This is a genomic window from Microbacterium sp. Marseille-Q6648, from assembly GCF_943181415.1.
Taxonomy (GTDB): domain Bacteria; phylum Actinomycetota; class Actinomycetes; order Actinomycetales; family Microbacteriaceae; genus Microbacterium.
Window position 1 is genome coordinate 270,697 of sequence record NZ_CALPBZ010000005.1, and the last position, 19,298, is coordinate 289,994.

General features: G+C 62.2%; 12 protein-coding genes. 4 read left to right on the forward strand and 8 right to left on the reverse strand.

The genetic code is table 11. The features are described from left to right. Nucleotides 1-475: 475 nt before the first annotated feature. Nucleotides 476-4,471 carry an NACHT domain-containing protein gene (locus NFR93_RS13405; RefSeq protein WP_251454125.1) on the reverse strand — a complete coding sequence of 1,332 codons (3,996 nt, stop codon included), beginning with the start codon at nt 4,469-4,471 and terminating at the stop codon, nt 476-478. Between the two features lie 311 nt (nt 4,472-4,782). Then, a complete protein-coding gene (locus NFR93_RS13410) occupies nt 4,783-5,850 on the reverse strand; it encodes a competence protein CoiA (protein WP_251454128.1) in 1,068 nt (355 codons plus the stop codon). A 332-nt stretch (nt 5,851-6,182) separates the two neighbouring features. Here NFR93_RS13410 and NFR93_RS13415 point away from each other — a divergent pair, with 332 nt between their 5' ends. After that, a complete protein-coding gene (locus NFR93_RS13415) occupies nt 6,183-7,382 on the forward strand; it encodes an SAVED domain-containing protein (protein WP_251454131.1) in 1,200 nt (399 codons plus the stop codon). Then, on the forward strand, nt 7,379-8,734 hold the full coding sequence (locus NFR93_RS13420; RefSeq protein WP_251454134.1) for an SMODS domain-containing nucleotidyltransferase: 1,356 nt from the start codon (nt 7,379-7,381) through the stop codon (nt 8,732-8,734). Before NFR93_RS13415 ends, NFR93_RS13420 begins: the two co-directional genes overlap by 4 nt. A gap of 347 nt (nt 8,735-9,081) precedes the next feature. Here the strand turns inward: NFR93_RS13420 and NFR93_RS13425 are convergent, their stop codons facing one another. Beyond that, entirely contained in the window at nt 9,082-9,993 is a 912-nt protein-coding gene (locus NFR93_RS13425) for a hypothetical protein (protein WP_251454137.1), read from the reverse strand. A gap of 4 nt (nt 9,994-9,997) precedes the next feature. Beyond that, nucleotides 9,998-10,708 (reverse strand): TIGR02391 family protein, encoded by a 711-nt coding sequence (locus NFR93_RS13430; RefSeq protein ID WP_251454140.1) that lies wholly within the window; start codon nt 10,706-10,708, stop codon nt 9,998-10,000. A 24-nt stretch (nt 10,709-10,732) separates the two neighbouring features. On the opposite strand from NFR93_RS13430, the gene NFR93_RS13435 reads away from it, so the two are divergent. Both NFR93_RS13435 and NFR93_RS16125 read left to right on the forward strand, forming a co-directional pair. After that, nucleotides 10,733-11,365 carry a hypothetical protein gene (locus NFR93_RS13435; protein ID WP_251454147.1) on the forward strand — a complete coding sequence of 211 codons (633 nt, stop codon included), beginning with the start codon at nt 10,733-10,735 and terminating at the stop codon, nt 11,363-11,365. 287 nt (nt 11,366-11,652) lie between these two features. Continuing rightward, on the forward strand, nt 11,653-12,018 hold the full coding sequence (locus tag NFR93_RS16125) for a recombinase family protein (protein ID WP_502846304.1): 366 nt from the start codon (nt 11,653-11,655) through the stop codon (nt 12,016-12,018). Here the strand turns inward: NFR93_RS16125 and NFR93_RS13445 are convergent. From NFR93_RS13445 to NFR93_RS13460, 4 genes are all read right to left on the reverse strand, one after another. Further along, the gene (locus tag NFR93_RS13445) at nt 11,920-15,024 is read right to left on the reverse strand and encodes a type I restriction endonuclease subunit R (protein WP_251454150.1); all 3,105 of its coding nucleotides are present in this window, start codon (nt 15,022-15,024) and stop codon (nt 11,920-11,922) included. The two genes, NFR93_RS16125 and NFR93_RS13445, sit on opposite strands and share 99 nt — an antisense overlap. Next, nucleotides 15,021-16,139 (reverse strand): restriction endonuclease subunit S, encoded by a 1,119-nt coding sequence (locus tag NFR93_RS13450; RefSeq protein WP_251454153.1) that lies wholly within the window; start codon nt 16,137-16,139, stop codon nt 15,021-15,023. Before NFR93_RS13450 ends, NFR93_RS13445 begins: the two co-directional genes overlap by 4 nt. A 74-nt stretch (nt 16,140-16,213) precedes the next feature. Continuing rightward, entirely contained in the window at nt 16,214-18,265 is a 2,052-nt protein-coding gene (locus NFR93_RS13455; RefSeq protein ID WP_251454156.1) for a type I restriction-modification system subunit M, read from the reverse strand. Nucleotides 18,266-18,920: 655 nt separating this feature from the next. After that, nucleotides 18,921-19,286: a DUF2255 family protein gene (locus tag NFR93_RS13460; RefSeq protein ID WP_251454159.1), complete on the reverse strand. Its 366-nt coding sequence runs from the start codon at nt 19,284-19,286 to the stop codon at nt 18,921-18,923. Between the last annotated feature and the right edge of the window lie 12 nt (nt 19,287-19,298).

A 19,298-nucleotide genomic window follows, 5' to 3' on the forward strand; every position in this document is an offset into this window, starting at 1 on the left:
ATCGGGCGGTTTGACGGGCGGGGCTTGTGAGCTATACCCGTCTTTGTCCCGACATGCACTCGCCACTCGAATCCCGCCGACTGCAGGTGGGAATCGACGAACATCTGCAGCCGACTCTCACATCCGCGCCGGCTACGCGGCCGCCTCGCGCAGCGCGGGCTACTCCCGTTTGCCTCGCTCGGCGCCAACGGTGGGTAGGTAATGCAGTTGGCACTCTTCGCACCGGTAGCCGCCTCGCACGTCACGAAGCACCGTCCCGCACGAAGGGCAGCGAGGCTGCTCGAATTCATCCACGACGCAGACCCTACCCGGGGCCCACTGCGGAACACTTCACCGATCGACTAACCAGCCGGCTCCTCTGCCGTCAGTCGTTGCACTCAAGGACCGGCTTGCGAGCTATTCGATCCGGTGTTATTCCTGAACGTACGCCCGCTCATTGGCGAGAGTTCCCCGGGAAGCAGTTCGCTCCCCAACATCAGCCAACTGACCACCGAATCGACGCGTCGAGCACCACAATCGCGACTCCATCCGCTTGACCACTGGCACCCAGAGCGGATTTGATGGCGTCGTGCAGCGCGGCCGCTGTGGGGAATCGTTTGCCAGCGCGTCGACGACTATCCGTCGAGTCCCAAGAATCGACGTCAAACCAGACGGCGATGAACACGCCATACCGCGCGCCAAGGTCAGGCATGTAGCCGCCAGCAAGTTGAGAGGTCGCCGCAGTTAGGACGTCGGCATGCCACGAGCCCTTCACTTCAATGGGGAGCACCATGGGCGTCGTACCCGAAGGTGCGGACACCGCGAGTGCCTCGACTCGGAGGTCTGGACGATTGGACAACCCGCTCGGCGCGTTCCTGCGGCTCGGCACTTCGCGATTTACGGCTACGCCTGCGGAAGCTAATCGCTCGCGCAGCTCATGCAGGAGGAAGTCCGAGATCTCGTCCTCCGTTTTTGGCCGATGTGAGTATGTGTCCCATAGGAGGTGAGCGAGTGGAGTGTCCGTCTGAAGTCGGCTTGCAATCCCAGCCAGCGCCGCCTGCGTTTGCAGCCAGAGGTCGCGTTCATTCCGGATGAACGTGCGCCGATCCTCGAGCGCCAGAGTAAGAAGCGCATCACAACTGATTGGTCGCCACACGGCATCAGCCGCTGCGCGTTCAACATCGACGAGGGCGCGCTGAAGGCTGGCCCGTCCGGGGTGACGGACTAATAGCGAGCGGATTGCCTCCGCTGCGGCATCACTCGGTGTTGTACGAAGCCGCCCGAGAACATCGTCCCGGAATCTACCTACGGTCTCGCGGGGCCCAACTGTGTGGACTTCATCGAAATCGGGGTCCTCGTTTGCAGGGAACTCCTCCTCAAGCCACAGCCAGAGCTCACCGAGCTGCGCCTCCTCGAGTGGGGGAACGCGGTGATCGTAGACGAGTCGTGCAGTCAAGAACACTGAGCGCATGAACTCGCTGTTGTCCGTCATCAGTTGGCTGATCCTTGACCAGGCAGCAACGCCGAACTCCTGGAGCAGTCGGAGTGCGGCGTAAGCTGCACGGGACGGATGTTCAGAGATCGACGAATCCTGAACCCAGGATTCAAGGGTGGCTTGTCCAAGATCAGGCGCCGCTTTCAGGAGGAAGTCCAGGAGAGCTTCCTGCCCGCCCCAGTCGCCAAGCTGATCGATTCTCGCGTGCAGTTCCTCCGCGAGGTGCCGGCTTTGTAGCGCGGCGAGCTCGGTGCGGAGAAACACGGGTTCACTGTCTCCGATGGCTTTGTCGATCAGCGTTAGAAGGCAGCTCTCCAGTTCGGCTCGGGCATGATCCGCGCCGAGGGAGATCAATGCGGTCTTGTCAGCGCCATCAGCCCCGTTCGTCACCGCCGGCCAACTGATGATGATGGGTGCCCACTCTCGCCAAACACGTGGCGGAACGGCTTCGAGCTGATCAGGCGCGAGGTGAAGCAACAGAGTGAGTGCTCGATACGCGGCCTCGGACGGGAAGTGGCGCATGGACTGGCCGAACCAGCTGGTGCGCTCACACTCACCTCCGACGAGGAAGTCCATGGATTGCCGAAGAAATCGTTCCTGCGACCCTGCGGACAGCGACTGCCAGCGGTCGTGCTTTGTCAGATCAGGCTCGAGTTCGTCGAAGTATCGGTCGGTTCCCGGACGGACAGTTAGCAGCCTCGATGCCTGCCAGTAGGCACTCAGATCGCCAGATTCGAAGTCGGCGAGTAGCTCCTCGATTCGCCTATCCACCCACGAACCGTTGCCTTCGTTGCGCTTCGCCTCAATTGCGGACCATCGAGATCTTTCCTCCAGCCACCTTTCCCGCGCCGCGATCGCCTCCGCCGACTCGAGCTCCCAAGCACCCAGCAGGTCCTCGAAGAATCTATGCGCCGGTCCGCCGGGATCGAGACTAAGCACCCGGTCAACGTGATCGAAATCCGTGACATTGAACAGGTACCTTGCGGCTCGTCCAAGTGCACTGATGCTCGACTTCGGGCCACTATCGAGCTGTTTCAGGATCCATCCAAAGTCATCAGCGTTGAGCAGGGCGCCGTTGGTTCCGTTGTGCCGGGTCACGAGGGCGTATGCGAGGTCCTCGTCAGCGCCCTCAGCAACGACGTGCGTGAGTCTGTGCCGAACATCCTCGGGGAGCGTTCCGACCGGCACGTCGTCGCCGAAGATCGGCTCGAATGTACGACTGCGTTGTGCGGCCCGACGCTTCAGCTCATCGCGCGCTCCAGGCTCGTCCAGGTGATCGATGCATACCTTGACTATCGCCGAGTCGAGCACCCGCTCATGCGTTGTGAGCTTGTCAGCGGTGTGAGCTTGGGCCCACTCAGTCGCGGCCGCCACGTCGTCTGATCCCAGTGCCGCGGCAAGCTCGTGCATGAAGATCGAATACATCCCGAGCAAGCTTTCGCGTGGCCTCGGAGGGCGCATGCGTAGAACAGAAGAAGTGTCCAGCACAGCTGGCCAGAACAACCACGCTATGGCTGCCCAGAGCTCCGCACCGTCTTCGATGTCGTCAAGCGAGCCGTCAGTAAGGAGGGGCAACAGCTCGGAAGCGTTCGCCTGGATACCGATCTCACGGGCTGCGATCGCGCCGGATGTCCGAATGGACCGCGGTGCGTCAGGATTTGCAACGACCGCGACCAGCGCGTCGCCGAGCTCAACCACTTTGCATGCACGAGCCACCCGAATGGCAAAGTCGACCAGTGACCAGTCCCTGGACTGAATCGCGGGCCGCAACTGTTCGGCCGAGTGAGCATGTGCCAGACCACCGAGGGCCCAGGTCCAGTCGTCGTAGACACGACCGGCTCTAAGATCCCTCAGCATGTGCTCGACGAGCCTCGCCCGGAGCCTCTCGCTTGGAAGGTCAACGCTAGTTAGGAACGCGGTCGGGTCTCCGTCAATTAGCCACTCGAACCTCGTCGACTCGAGTGCGACCAGCCATGCAGCCATCTGTCTGACCGGGCTGAAGATCCGCGAGCTCGTCGATACACATAGCGCTTCGACATCTTCGTCGGTGAGTCTCATCCGGATCACCCACCGAGCTGCCAAGTAGTCGATGAACGTCGCGTGGGACCACCGCAGGCGGGCCTCGCCGGCGCCGGAGAAGAGCGCCGAGTGCAGCACTGCCTTGGCTGCGCGTCGCCCGCTGTCGTCGTCTGAGCGGAAGCAATCATCGATCGCGACATCATCGGCACGCCTTGAGACGGGGTTTCCGATCCAGAAGGTAGGGGTCCCGGCAAACAGTGTGCAGGCTGCCAACTGTTCGGCGGATTCCATCAATGACTTCTCCGACACCACTGACGACACCGAGTCGCGACGTTCTTGATTTGCCTCACCCGCAAGAGCAAGGCATCCGCGGGCGTAAACCTGCGCGCCCCCTTCTGCGATCTTTCCCTCGGAGGAAAACGCTGCGGTCAGCAGGCGCAAGGTCAAAGGGCGTGCTGCCAGGGCCGAGACACCATGCCGTTCCACGTCGCGGACAAAGGCGTCACCATCGAGTGATTGCGCGTCGACAATTCGTGCGACGTCGCTCCGGCGAAAGGGTAGGAGCTCGACGATGACTGGCTCTGGAAACAGGTCCGAAAGGCGCGCTCCCAGAGATGTCGGCCAGTCGGCGGTCCGACAGGCTACCCGCAAGAACAGCCGCTCGCGGTCCGCATGGCCCAGCCAGTCGGCCAGCAGTCGCCACAGGGTCGGTATTCGCGACAAGCCCTCGTCAAGACCGTCCAACGCAAGCACGAGCGTGGACTTACCGCCCTGCCACTCAACTATGCGAGGGTGCTGGAACAGCTGCTGATGGACAAAGACGTCGGTCGTACAGACGCCGAGATCGAAAGTGACGGCGACCTGATCCGCATGGTCTGGAGTTAGTGAAACAGGGTCGTTGAGAACCCTGGACTTTCCCATGCCCGGGCTACCGAGCAGGACAAGGCAACGCTTCGACTTGAGTTCCTCGGTGCGCATGAGGGGCTCCGTCGAACGCAGCCAGATTGGGCCGTTCTGCTCCTGGAGCCAGCCCTCCACGGTGAGGGGCGGCGAAGTAGTCTGTGGGGCCCAGAACCGCTCCACGCCACTCGAGCCCTCATACTGCCGATCCATTACAGTGCCCCCAGGCATTCGAAGCGGGTGCTCCGAAAGATCCGCAGAGGCGCTTCCGGTGCGCGCACCTACCCAATCACGAAACTTGCCCGAACCGTCGATTTGCTGGCCGCGAAGCTATGGTGGCACTGCCCGCTCAGGGATCGTCCCCGTATCTCGACGGCGGGCGCGTGATGTCAGCGTCGGGGCCGAGGTCCGGTCCAGAAGCCAGGCTCACATCCGATGTGCATGCCCGAAGCGAGGAAGGCCGCAACCGGCTTCCCGCACACCCGACACGGACGCGTTCCATCCGGCGCCCGCGAAGTCGGTACCGTCCGGTCCGGCTTCGGTGCGATAGCCATGGCACGCTGCGCCTCTTGTTCAGCGGCACGGCGTTGCCGCTGCGCTGCCATTTCGGCCTGCCGCCGCTCACGCTCGACACGCCCTAGCTCCTTCTCCGCATCCCAGCGTCCTGTGAGGGCCGCGATGCTACTCAGCTCGCCGGAGGTGAATCCGTCGGGCGCAAGCCCAAGCTCATCTAGTTTCTGCACGACAACCTCGCCGAACCGATCCTCAATTGACACGAGATGGTCGCTGCGTAGCCGCGTCACGGCGGTCGCGACTTCCGCGGTGTCTGGATTGAGCCAATGAACTGTAAGCCCGGCTCGCCGTACCTCGTCCTGCACATCGCTGAGCCGGACTGGCGGATCGTGGGACGATCTCGATCGATGCAGGCGGGTGTGCCCCCAGAGCCAGACGTCCGTAATCCCCTGTGACACGTACGATGCGTGTCGCTCGCGCCACTCCGCCACGGTCAGCGGCGCGTACTGGATCTCGAACGCGACCCGCTTTCCGTCTGGCAGGGTTGCGAGCACATCTGCCACTCGGCTGCGCTGCGTGTCAGTCGCACCCTCCACTTGGACCTTCCAGTCGGGCAGCTGCGATCGTAGCCAGAGCGCGAGAACTGCCTTGCCTTGCAGGTGGTTGACCGATTCGGGTGCGTGCGCGCCGCCGCCGGCGCGGTGGCTGAAGCCGTCCCGGCGGCGTTCGCGTGAGACGGCGATGATGTCTGGGGCTGAGCAGTCATCGATGAGGCATCGCAGATTCACGCGCGTGAAAGTGCGCAGCATCGCTGCCTCGCCGTCTGGCATCACGAACAGTTCGCCCGCGCGATCTGAATCGCGGTAGCTCGCCGCAATGAAGCGAGTCTCACCGTCACCGATGAATGCCGCCAGCTGCTCCGCTGTGTGGCGAGGCGACGTCATGGCGCGAGTGTATTCGGCACCTCGGACGCGCCGCGCTGGTCACATAGGCCTGCTCGCGGGCAGTGCCCGTGAAGGGACCCGCTAGCGGGCTAGCGGGTTCCCGCGCAGTGCAGAGACAGGCTCAGTTCGAATTACAACCGTGTATCCATCCGCTCTTGTGGTGCTATCGAATGTCGGTACCCATATGTACTGTTAGGTCCCCGAAGCAGGACCATCTCGAGATCCGGGGTGGAGAGCAGCCGTCGAGTGCGCAGCTGGGATGACAGTGCTCTCGCTCTGCCCGCGAAAAGGCCGACACGTCAGCCTGCTTCGGTCCGCACGGGGAGCGGCGCATGATGACGACACAATTGACAAAGAAGCCTATCGAGGTTCCGGAACGCGACACTGCGGTGCTTCGGAAGGATGTACCGGAGAGCACGCGGCTGCGCCTTTGGGCCAAGGCGGCGGGACGGTGCGTGCTCTGCGCCGCGTACCTCCTGGACGCCACCGACTGGTCCTGGCACTCGATCCCCAACGGGCAGATTGCGCACATCGTCGGTGCGGGGTCGGGCGCTGAGTCGCCTCGGGGCTATTCGACCCTCACCGCCGACGAGCGCGCGTTCGAAGAGAACCTGATCTTGCTTTGCTACTCGTGCCACAAGAGGATCGACGACAAGGCCTACCGCGACCAGTACACGGTTGAGTTCCTGACCGCCAAGAAGCTGCTCCATGAGAAGCGGGTGCGGGAAGTCACCGACTTCGCAACCTTGCGGCCCACATCCGTCGTGACAGTGAGCGCTGCCATCCGTGGAACACGAGCGCCGGTGTCGCTTCCGCAAGTTGCGGAGGCGCTGCGTCGCGACGGTTACACGGGCATGGGGGAAGACACTCGCAACGGGGCCTTCACCATCCACCTCTCTGGGAACGACGGCGACGGGTGGGCGTGGGACGCTCATCGAACGGAGATCGACCGGTTCGCGGCGCGCATCGCGGAGGCGGTGGCCGCCGGCGACGTCGAGTCGCTCAGCATCTTCGCTCTCGCCCCGATCCCGTCGCTCGTCTACCTGGGTTCCAAGCTCGACGACAAGACGGAGACGCGGCTCTTCGCCCGGAAGCGCACCGATGAGGTGACCGCCTGGGCGTGGACTGACGGAGGCGATGACGCCCTCGTGTTCGACACCGTTATCCCTACCGGCGACTCGACGGAAGTCACAGTCCTCGTCGAGCTGAGCGCACCCGTGAAGGAAGAGCGTCTCCCCGACCACCTGAGAACTCTCCCGAGGGTGACCATCACGCCGAGAGACCAGCCGCCGCGTCCGGACCTTACCGGCAACCGGGCAGCCCTGGAGTCGTTCGCACTTGCGTGGAGGGACGCGCTCGCGCGCATCGAGAACGAGCTTCCGAGCGCACGCGTTCTGCACCTGGTCGCCGCTGTACCCGCGCCGGCGGCAATCACGATGGGTCGGCATCGGATGCGGGCCGCGCAGCCGACCATCGTCGTGTACCAGCTCGCGAATGATGCCTACGAGGCGGCGATGGAGGTCAGCGAATGACCGCGCGCATCAAGGAGTTCAACCTCTTCCTCCGCGACCACGTCAATCTCAACCAGACTCGTCTCGACCTGCTCCACACCCGTACGTCCTCACTGGACTCGGCGCTGGAGGAGAGCACGCTGCTCGAGGACAAGCTCGACGGAAGCCTCATCCCGCAGGGCTCGTTCGCTCACGGCACCATCATCAAGCCGCTCTCCGGCAACGACTTCGACGCCGACGTCCTCCTGCCGATGGTCGAACAGGTGGACTGGGAACCGAAGAAGTACACCGTCGAACTCAAGAAGGCGCTCGACGCAGTGCCGCGCTACGCCGACAAGACCGTTCTCGGCAAGCGATGCGTGACGATCCAGTTCGCGAACAGCTTCCATATCGACGTCGTACCGTTCTTGGAGCGCTCCGACGGCAGGACGTACATCACTCACCGCACGAAGAACGAGTTCCTGCGCCAGGACCCGACGGAGTTCACGCGCTGGCTCAAGGAGCAGAACAGCACGACCAACGGCCACCTCATTCGCGTCATTCGCCTTGGAAAGTGGCTTCGCGACCGCAGTTCCATCGACTGCCCCTCTGTTGTACTCGGTGCACTGCTGGCCGAACGGGTGAAGAGCTTCGCAGGAGTCGATGACTACGGCAACGTCGCGACGACCTTCACTGCCCTGCTCGAAGACCTCCGCGACTACCTCGATATGCACTCTGCCCCACCGTGGGTGGATGACCGCATCGGCCAGAACCTCGCGGACCGTCTCACCCAGACAGGGTTCGACAACCTCAAGAGCCAGCTGAGGCGGTGGGCGCGCCTCGCTCGCGAAGCCCTTGACGCTGAAGCATCTGACAGCATCGAGAAGTGGCAGAAGCTGTTCGGGGACTCGTTCGGTGCGAGCACGACGTCGTCTCTCGTCCTGTCCGCCTCGGCCGCCACAGCCACTCTGCCCACGTACGAGCATCAGATGGTTCCCGGAGAGAAGACGCTGACCGAGCAGTACGGCTTCCCGGAGCGGCGGGATCCCACGTCGACGTTCCGTATCGTCGGGAAGATGTCGCCGACGAAGAAGGGACGAGGTCGTTTCCGTCCACTGGCGACGAATGGAAACCTTGTCCCCATCGGCCGGGCCCTTGAGTTCCAGATCACAGACTGCACGGTGGAGGGCCCCTACGACGTGTACTGGAAGGTGCGCAACGCCGGACCCGAGGCTGCCAGCAGGAAGGCCTTCCGTGGCGAGATCCTCAAGCGCGGCGAGCTCATCCGTGAGACCAGCGACTTCCCTGGCGCTCACTGGGTGCAGGCGTGGATTGTTAAGGACGGAGTTGCCGTCGCCACCGCCACGCAGGACGTCATCATCATGTCCCGCTGACCCGACGCTTCGCTCGTGAGCCGTCCTCGTTCTTTGCCCGCGTGGGGATAGCTAGTGAGCGGGGCGGTACCGCACAGGACGTGCCACTTCCGTGCATTGCTCCAGGGCGCGCGCACCGACCCCGAACGAGCTGAGACGACGCGCACCCCATGGCGTCTCGGACCGTTTGAGCGCCACCGTTGATCACACGAGCGTCTCGAAGTAGTCGGTGTAGGTGGCAAGGCTCGGGTGACAGGCGGAGTCGCCGCGCACCCGAACCTCTGCTCGCCACTCCCCGGGTCGGTTAGAGGTCGAGGAGCGGATGACTGAGTATGAACAGTCGATTCGAAATGTCACCTACGCGTCGTCTATTTCACAACGCCCTGCTGGTGGTCCGGGTTCTCAGCCGCCGCGCGGCGCTCAGCGCGGTCCGGAGCTGGCTTCACGAACTCACCGATCATTGCGTCAACCTGATCGATCGCCTGGCGCCACCGGTCGATGTCAATCGCCGCGACTCCGAACGCCCGCGCGAGTCGCACGGAGGCGGTCCGCATCGACTCGATGAAGCACATGCAGTAGGCCAGCAGCATCTCGTCGTCTCGCTGAAGACGGGTGGTCTCGAAACTGTAGAAGTTGGCAGTAGCCCAGCCCTGGCCGTGTGCGGCGGCGGAAAGGTCAGAGTAGACGACACGTCCATCGCCGTACGAGACTTCGAGCAGATCGGTCGCGAGTCCTGTCGTGCCTTTCTTCACGAGCGGGATACGGCGCGCATCGAGCCAGGCTTTGAGTTCAGCGCGGTACTCGCTCACCAAGATGGTCGGCTCGGTTTCGACGGGCAACCGCCGAAGCTTCTGGCCGTACTTCGAGGGGTACTCCATGTCGTAGTACTCAAGCGACGCTACGCGGCTAACGAGCTCTCGCATCGACGTCGAGTTGATGAGCCAGAATGCCCGTCCCAGCGCTTCGATACCTCCGCGTGTCACAGTCGCGAGCGGCACTGCCAACTCACGCTTCGAACGGCTCAACTCGAAGAGCGAGAGCCCGTGCTGGCAGGCGGACTCAGTTGTAGTGCGGAGCTGGAGTCGTGCCGTCTGGAAAGGGTGGTTCCGGTCCCAGCCCGGCTCGTCGTCGAGCGGATCGGCGGCCATGGTTCCCGCCCAAGAGTTAGTCGGGGGCGAGTTTTGATCCAACGCTTCACGCATCAATCGTTGCGACGCGAGCACCACCCGCAGCACTCCGCTGGTGAGTTCCTGACGATCTCGTGCCTCCATCGTCAGCATCGCGTCACCGAGCCTTTGCGTCGTCCGATTGACGGCGCAGTATCCGGAGCAACAGGTCGGCGAGGAGGATGACCTCGCTTGCTTCGCCCGGGTCTTGATAGTCGACGCGGCGGTGCGAGGCGGGATTCTTGAACAGCCCCATCGCGCCGGCGAAGAGGTTCATCTGGGCCTTGGACTCAGCAGCGTGCACCTCGGGGTCGTGAAGCGGTCCGCCCTCGCGGAACGCACTATGCATGAGAGGGACACCAACGAGATCCGTGCCAAGCCCCCCCTGCTCACGAACCGCAATCTCTACCTCTCGCATGGCGGCGAAGGCGGCCAGCTCGAAGTCCCCGAGGAGGAATTGCGGACGCACTTTATGCTCCAGCTGCTGGACCAACTCGACGTCGAGGCGAATTGCCGTGCGTACGTACGGCAGACCACGCTCAAGCGCCTCACGGCCAGCGCGCGTCACGTAGAAGTCGTGAAAGTCGTACGAGTTGCCCTTCGTCGAGATGAGGGTTTTCGCCATCAACCACCCCCATGCCTCGGCGACCGCATTCTGAGCATCTTGCAGGCCGTCCCGCGGTCGCTCCTGAGCGAATCCGAGTGCCCAGTTTCGCCAGTTCCACGTGTTCACACGCAGCGCGTCCTGCAGAACCAGAAGCGCCAGACGATCTACGGGAAGTTGCGTGACCTCGGCGTTCGAGAGCGACCGGATCTCAGGAGCCGTCATGTCAGCGTCCACGCGCCTCGAGGGGTGATCATGACGATCAGGCTATTGCCCGACGGCGACAGCACCCGCCGCCAGACCGCAGCGCCTGCAAGAATCGCCGCAGACAGTCTCGGTTTCTGGGTGAAGAGGGATCCACCAACGGCGCTCACTCTTGGCCCGCACCTCACCGTCGCGGAGATCGACCCCGCGCGGGTCGCCAATGTCGGTGGGCTTAGGGATGATTCGCACATGTCGAAATCTCGCTCACCGCTGGTCTCCTCTGCCGTGCCGTATGTGAACGATCGTGTGCTGGAGCAGGCGAAGCAGTACCTCCCCGGCGACCCCGACGAGATGTTGGATGTCGACCGTGTTACTGCATTCGTCGAGGGCACCAAGGATTTTCCGAATATGCGTCTCGCAGTACTCGGCGCTCTCCGTGCGCACAGCATGAACGGCGCCGAGACTCCGTCTGCAGTCGTCGCTATCCTCCTCGCCGCAATGGCGATTCTCATCAGCTCAATATCCTCACTGTCGGACTTTGGAGTCGCGATCGCATGGGTCTTGGCTGTCGGGAGCGTTCTTCTCGGCGGATGGTTTGCGAAGCTTGCCTTCGCCGCTCACGCTCGACGCATGACCTGTGGCGTGTGGCTGGCCGCGTACGAGGACGCGCTTCGCTAGCAAGACGCAGACACGTACAGCACCTTGACTGCCGCGCGGGTAGTGTTGCTTGGCCACGTCTCTCAACCGTTCATAGCCCGACTAGCGATCCAACCTAGTGGCATCGCCGCTGACGGTGGCACCGTCGGCGGCATGAACGGAATACTGCTTTCCTACGCCAGGGTGGTCTCCACAGCGGATCAAGACCTCACCTCGCAGCGAGACGCACTGCTGCCACTGGGAGTCCTCGATTCGAACATCTATGGGTCGATCCCGGGCTTACCGGCACCAACCTGGCCAGGCCCGGGCTGCATGAAGCGCTCGCCGCCGTCCGGGAAGGTGACACGCTCGTGGTCACCAAACCCGACCGGCTCGCCCGATCGGTGTGGGACGCACGCGACATCGCTGACGCACTGACCATGAGAAGGGTCGCGCTCAGTCTCGGCGGCAACAGGAAAGGCCCCGCAGATCCGTTGAGGAGGCTGCTGTTCACGCGACTCCGCATGCTCCGTCTAGGTGAGGGCGCCGGCCGAACCAGAGCTCGAGCTTCGTGGGGCGCGGTCACCGCCCGACGGTCACTCCGGCGTCGACTGCTCCTGCTCGTACATGTAGCGCCCAAGGACCTCTATGAGCCGATCGGTTATCTCGCCCTCGCCCGTGATGAGTTCAATTAGCCGGTTGACGTCGGTCTCCGTCGAAAGTGACGCATCAACAAGCGCCTCGCGGAGCGTTTGACTATTGAGGAACTGATCCAGGGCGTTGGTGCTTATCTGACCCTTGATTCCCTTCGACTCAAGCGCCTTACGAACGACCGGGTTAACGAACCCTTCGATCACGTCAGGTGGCAATTCGCCCGCGAACATGGCATTGATCTGCTGAATGACTTCCGCCAGCGGCTTCTCCACTGGGCGAACAAGTCCGCCGCCCGGACTCATGCCGCCTCCCACCGTCCCTGTACCAGTCAGCGAGAGCGCGGCCTTGCCCTTGTCGATCTGCGTGACGGTCTTCAAAAGAACGTCCGAGATATCGATGTCGCTCCGAAGCCGCTCGATCTCGATTACTCGGACCAGATGGCGCAGATACACGCTGAGCTTCTCGAGGTCGGTGTCGCCGTAGTCGATCACTTGCGACATGAAGTCGTAGAGGCGCACGAAACTCGCTGCATCCTTCCGGAACATCGTGAGCTCTTCGAGCCGAGAGTCATCACCAGCGTCCTTAGCGTCCTGGTATGCCTCCGCAAAGCGATCTTTTGCGGGCTTGATCGCCGCTGAGAGTGCGGCGTTGCCTCCACCCCCAAACCAAGCCATGGCAAATGCGTTCACTTCGTCGAGATCGTAGATACCCGACAGAACGAGCTTCGCAGCCAGCGCATGAACCGCGTTCGGGTCCGTTTCATCCGTGACCCGAGCCTCCAAGTAATAAGGCTCAAATGCAGATTGGATATCAAGCGGGTCGTTGACGAAATCGAGGACGAAGGTCGAATCCTTGACCTCGCCGGAAGCCGACACATAGGTCCGATTCAGCCGCGACAGGGTCTGGACGGCGTAGACCTCCTCGAGCTTCTTGTCGACATACATGGCGCAGAGCAACGGCTGGTCGAACCCCGTCTGGAACTTGTCCGCAACCAGCATTACCCGATACTCAGGCCTACGGAATTCCTTTGCGAGATCCGCCCCCAGCCCGGGGTTCATGCTGTGTTCGGTCTCGTCGACGACGCCTTCCTGAGGGTCATTTACCTTGCCGGAGAAGGCAACTATCGTCCTGAAGTCGTACCCATTCTTGGAGATGTACGCGTCAATCTCGCGCTTGTACTTCACAGCGGCCACTCGCGACTCCGTAACAACCATTGCTTTGGCATGACTGTCGAGCAGCCCGGCGACGTTGGCCCGGAAGTGTTCGACGATAATTTCGACTTTCTGTCCGATGTTGGTCGGGTGGAGTTTGACCATCCGCATGATCTTTCGCAGTGCTGTCTTCGAGTCCACTGTCTTGGACTGTGCGCCGGCTGCCTGCTCGATCTTGAATGCGGTCTTGTAGGACTGGTACCCGCGGAGCACATCAAGGATGAAGCCCTCTTCGATAGCCTGCCGCATCGAATACAGGTGGAAAGGATGTGGGAGAGCTTCCGAGTCTGCTGGATCGCGCCGCCCGAAGAGTGAGAGAGTCTTGTTCTTCGGCGTTGCAGTGAAGGCAAAGTACGAGATGTTTGGTGCCTCTGCGCGCAGCTTCGCGAGCCTCTCCAGCTGTGCGTTGAGCACGTCCTCCTGCGAGATCTCATGCCCTTCGGCAATCTCCACCTCGATGTCGCCTGCCGCAAGCGCCTTTCTCAAGTTGACCGCAGCGCTTCCAGACTGCGATGAGTGCGCCTCGTCCGCGATGACCGCGAATCGCCCCTCCGCGAGCTCGTCCGCAATGATGCTGGAGGCCATCGGGAAGGACTGCAGGGTGACTACCACGATGAGGCTCTTGCCCTTCAACGCATCGATGAGAGCCTTGCGCTTCGAGCCCTCAGCGGCGCGCGCCGCCCGTTCATCGATGACAGTTACCTGCGCGTTCGTGCCGGATTCAATCTGTCTGATTGCGTCCTGAAGTTGCCGGTCTAGGACACGGCGGTCAGAAACGATGATGACCTTGTCAAAGATCTTCTCGTTGTCGTCGCGGTGAAGGCGAGCGAGCTGATACGCCAGCCAGCCAATCGTGTTTGTCTTGCCGGAACCTGCAGAGTGCTGGATGAGGTACCGAAGACCAGCACCTTCCTCTCGGACCGCTTGAATGAGTCGCCGCACTGCGTCCCACTGGTGGTACCGAGGGAACATCAGCTTTGTCGTCTTGTTCTTCTTCCCCGTTGTGGGGTCCTCGCTCTCATCTGTCTGGAGGAAGGCGGTGCTCCCGAGGATTCCCAGCCATGCGTCGCGTTGCAGGACCTCCTCCCAGACGTATGCGGTTGCGTGGCCCGCTGGATTTGGGGGGTTTCCCTTGCCGCCGTCGGCCGTGCCCTTGTTGAAGGGCAGAAAGACGGTTCTCCCGCCGCCAAGCTTCGTCGTCATCCAAGCCGTGTCATCGTCCATCGCAAAGTGCACGATCGCTCGTGTTCCAAAGCCGAGCAGCGGTTCGCCTGCCGGGTCGCGGTCTTCCCGGTATTGCTTCTTGGCTGCCTCCGCATCCTGCTTGAACTGCGACTTCAGCTCAGCAGTTGCAACAGGAACGCCATTCACGAAGAACACGAGGTCGAGACGATTCTTGTTTTCGGGCTTCGCAGAGTATGTGACCTGCTGCATAACGCGGAGGCGCACTGCCCGGTAGTCAGCGACCGTCTTGGTGTTCAGTGTCGTCGCGGGTTTGAACTGGCACATCTTGAACTTTGCATTGACGTGCTTGAACCCCTGACGAATGACGTTAAGAGAGCCGCCGCCGCTCGTCATCGGAGCATCCAACTGCTGGACAAGCCGGTCTAGCAGCCGATCGCGGTCCTTCTGCTCCGACGATGACCCGACCTTCACCACCTTGGCGAGCTCCGCCGGTTGGGTCTCCTCGAGCCAAGCGAAAACGTCTTCCGGAAAGAGCGCGCGCTTGCGGTCATAACCTTTCGAGTTTTCGGAACGAAGCCATCCGTGCGTCGAGAGATACCCAGCGATGAAGGATTCAAGCGCCAGCTCGGCCGCGGGATCTACAAGACTCAAAGTTGGACTCCAGGGATCGGTATGTGCCCCGTTACAGCTTCGGTGATCAATGCCGCGCGGCGTTCCCTTGCGAAAGCCACGTTGCGCTCGGTCTCAGCGATGAGGGCGTGCACTCGTGACTCATAATGCCTGAACTCGCGGACAAACCGTCGCTGGTCCGAGACCGGCGGGAGCGTCAGCGGGACATTCGCGAACGTGGTCCAGTTGCGAAAGTCGACACTTCGCTGTCTCACGTTCGGCGCTTGCGCCGCGAGGAAACCCGATGTGCCGAGGTAGCGAAGGAGCAGCGCAAGATACTCGGCGTCGTCTCCCGTCGACGGGGCGCTTACGTGATAAACGGGGGTCGCATTTCCGTCGCTGTCGGAAATACCCACGGCACCCGCGAACCCATCCAGAGCATGGAAGACCAGGTCGCCCTTCTCGATTCCCTGATAGCCTGCCTCTGTGTCGGAGAACGTATAGCCGTCCTCCCTGCGGTTAGACCGCAGTGTGACGACACCGTCCCGGTAAGCCGTGATAACTCCCGCTGCCATCTTCGGCGGCCGCGTCAGTTTGGTGAGCGTTCTGCGCACGGTGGTTCGACGCTTGCCCTGCTCTCGCTGAAACTCCGAATCGAGAACCGCTCGCAAGCGTTCCTTTGCAAGCGAGACCAGGTGGTTCTGCTCCGAGATCAACGCATCGATCTGCGCGGTCTCCTGATCAAGGACGCGCGCGATCGCGACTTGCGAGGGTCGCGGCGGCACGGGAAACAGCTGGGACCGCAGCCAAGGCCAATGAAGGTTGCGTTGGATTGAGCCCACCCCGCGTGAGGAAACCACGTACGCGGATGTCGCGCCGGACGAGGAAAACATGTAGCGGCTGTACGCCGGGTCAAGCCGCGGGGAAACCAGGCAGACGATGTATGCCGGGCTCACAATGCCGCGCATCGTCGACACGGCGACGGACCCCCGCCAAGCCTGTTGGTTGTTCATCACCAGATCTCCCGCCTCCACTAGCTGGTAGTCCGAGGTGTCCTCACTGGTAGCGTGAACGACCCGCTCAGACTTATAGGGAATGATTCCCTCGCCGAGGTACAGGGATAGCAGCCGAGCGTTGACGTTGTTGGTTCGCTTCACGGGATGAGCTAGCCGCACTAGTGGGACTTTCTCCCAGCCACGCGGTATTCCAGTGAGCCACGAGGCAGGATCAGTCATCCTTCGACCTCGCGGAGCATCTCGAGGATCCGCGCGACGGATTTCTCCAGATCCGCGTCGATCGATGTGAGAGCTCGAGGTGGTGAGTAGCGGTAGAAGTGGCGCGTGAATGGGATCTCGTACCCGACCCTCGTCTTAGACTTGTCGATCCACGCGTCAGGGACGTGCGGGACCACTTCCGCCTCGAAGTACGCGGCAATCGTCTCATCTCGAGCGTCATGATGCTTGGCGTGGCCGCCCCAACCGAATGGCACCATCTCGGCGTCGCGCAGACTTGTATCCGGCTCCGGTACACCCTTCTTGTTCGAGACGACCTCGGCTTTCGGGTCGTGCTCGCCAAGCGACTGCCAGAGGCTCTTGCGTTGGCTTGTACTCAGAGTGACGCCGGCGTCCTGTAGATGCGAGTCGAGCGCCGCAAGGAATGTCTCCCGGTGCAGGTAGACGGTGTCGCCGAACTCCCGAAGCGCCTTTGGTAGCCCCTTGATATCGCCGAGCGATGGTTTCGGAACTTTGCCGGTCTTTGCCTCAGTGTTCGCCGCGGCTTCGATCGCCTGGACGCGCTCCTCCGAAACTTGGAACCGCCATTGAAACGGCCGCGCCACTGTGACGCTCCAGTACGCGAAGTCCAGGACATCGAAGTCCTTGAAGGGGACTTCGTTCTCCCCGCCAGCTGCCGCCTTAACGATCAGATCGCGGTGTCGCTCGCTGATCTGAACGGCCTTGTCGCCAAGCTTCTTTCGCATCTTCGTGCCGAAGCCCGTCGCGTCGACCAACCGCACTCGTCCGCGGCGCTCATCAGTCTTCGTGTTCGTCAGGATCCACAGGTATGTTGCGATTCCTGTGTTGTAGAACATGTCGTTCGGGAGCCCGACGATCGTCTCCACAAGGTCATTCTCCAGGAGCCATCCGCGTATGTTAGACGGCCCCGAACCTGCTGCGCCATTGGTCAGTGGCGAGCCGTTCAGGACAATTCCCACACGTCCTCCCCGGCCAAACTCGTCGACGGCCCGCATTTTAGAGATGGCATGCAAGAGGAACAACATGGCGCCGTCACTAACAGAAGGTAAGCCGGGGCCGAACCGACCCACGAAGGGCTGCTCAAGCACACCGGGCTGGAAGGACTGGCCGGCGTTCTCTTTACGGACCGCCACTTCCGACTTCTTCCAGTCCTGCCCGAACGGAGGATTGGACAGAACGTAGTCAAAATTCCGGTCTTCGTGCTGGTCAGACGAGAGCGTGTCGCCCTTAGCGATGCTCGCGATGTCCTGGCCCTTGATCAGCATGTCCGCCTTGCAAATCGCGTACGAATCGCCGTTGATCTCCTGCGCGTAAAGCCGCAGCTCCGCATCCGGGTTCATCAACTTGACGTGTTGCTCGGCTACCGAGAGCATTCCACCGGTCCCAGCTGCTGGGTCATATACACTCCGCACCGCATGACCGCGAAGCCCATCCGTATCCTCGGAAAAGACGAGATCGACAAGGAGCTGAACTGCGTCCCGCGGAGTGTAAAAGTCACCTGCCTCCTCATTGGACGCCTCAGCGAACTTAAAGATCAGGTGCTCAAACAGGTCACCCATTCCGGCGTTGTCTACTCTTGCCGGACTGAGGTCGAGCTCCGCAAACTCACGTGTGACCAGCGCGAGCAGCCCGTTCTCGTCCAGCTTCCGGATCGTGGGCTCGAAGCCGTCCTCCCCGAAATGCTTGAACATATCGACATCCGAAGAAAACCCGTTGATGTAGTCGATCAGGTTGGCGGCCAGGTTCTCTGGATCCTGCAACGCCTTGGCAAGTGTGTACGACGACGTGTTCCAGAAGGTGAGGCCGGGGTCCGCTTCACTCCGCGTTGCCTGTCGGAGCAACGACCGACGAGCAGTGTCGTTCCTCGCCTTGCGAAGCACCTCGCTCATCACGTTCCGATGGGGTTCAATCACACACTCGAGACGCCGAAGGACCGTGAACGGAAGGATGACGTTCCCGTACTGCTTGGGCTTGTACGGGCCGCGAAGCAGGTCCGCGATGCTCCAGACAAAGCCGCTCAGGTCACTCATGTTTTGTTGTCCTCCTGATCATGATGCCTGCACTATTCTCCCGACTGAGTGCAGATGCGTCGGCCGACGGTCCGAGCGACCACAGACTCATGCCTCGACAACTCCGCAGGGATCGCCGTGGACTCGGGTCCGGGGCGCGCACGCCGAGAACGCTGATGTCGTGGAGGCGGGCTGTGCCATTCTTCTTGGCGACGATGCGGACGTCCGTCATGTCTTGAGTGGGCTTAGTTCTGAGCAACGCGAGCAGATGGCGGGACGGCCAATCTGGGCGCTAACTGGGCTGCCCGATGATTCTGCGCTCGGTGCGGTGGCCGTCGTGTAGGTGCCTGGCTCGAACATTCGCTACCAAGGGCAGGTCTTCGACGGACGGATGGTGGAGAACTGCTCGTACCGTATTGCACGCCGTGCAAGGCACACGAGCGCGCGACTGTCAGCGACCTTGAGCAACTGGTCGCCGGGAGCGGAGTAGCGCTCGGATCCGTGTGCGACTCGTGCGCCAGGTTCCTGTTCGGGCAGGCCCGTGGGAACGATGTGTAGTGATCGTATGGTTACTGACGCTGAGTAACTCCGCCTCACCGACCGCGAGAAGCGCGATGCGCGATAGAGCTGCGGCTTTCGTCCGATGCCCGCTTGGGGATCGTCGTTCCGGGGAGGGTTATCGGGGGGCGACACGCAGTGTGGTCTGCCGTGCGAGCGCGCTGGTGATCGAGCGGGAGGGCGCGCCTCGGCCGTACTTGGCGAAGTAGGCGTCATCGATCGCGTTGTCGTGGGTGTGGTCGAGGGTGAAGACCACCGGGCGGGTGGTGCCGGCGCTGTGGAGGAAGCCTTCGAAGTGGCGGGCGACGCCCCGGTACCACTGCCCCTCGGGCCCTTTCACGGATCGCAGGTACAGGTTCCCGTCGACGACGACGTGCCACACGATCGTGAGGGTGCGCGATGAGCCGTCCGCGCGGCGCCCGGCGACCCGTACCTCGGACGCGCGGGCGAGCCCGGCCAGCTCGGTGGGAGTCCATGCGGTCATGACCGTCTCCGT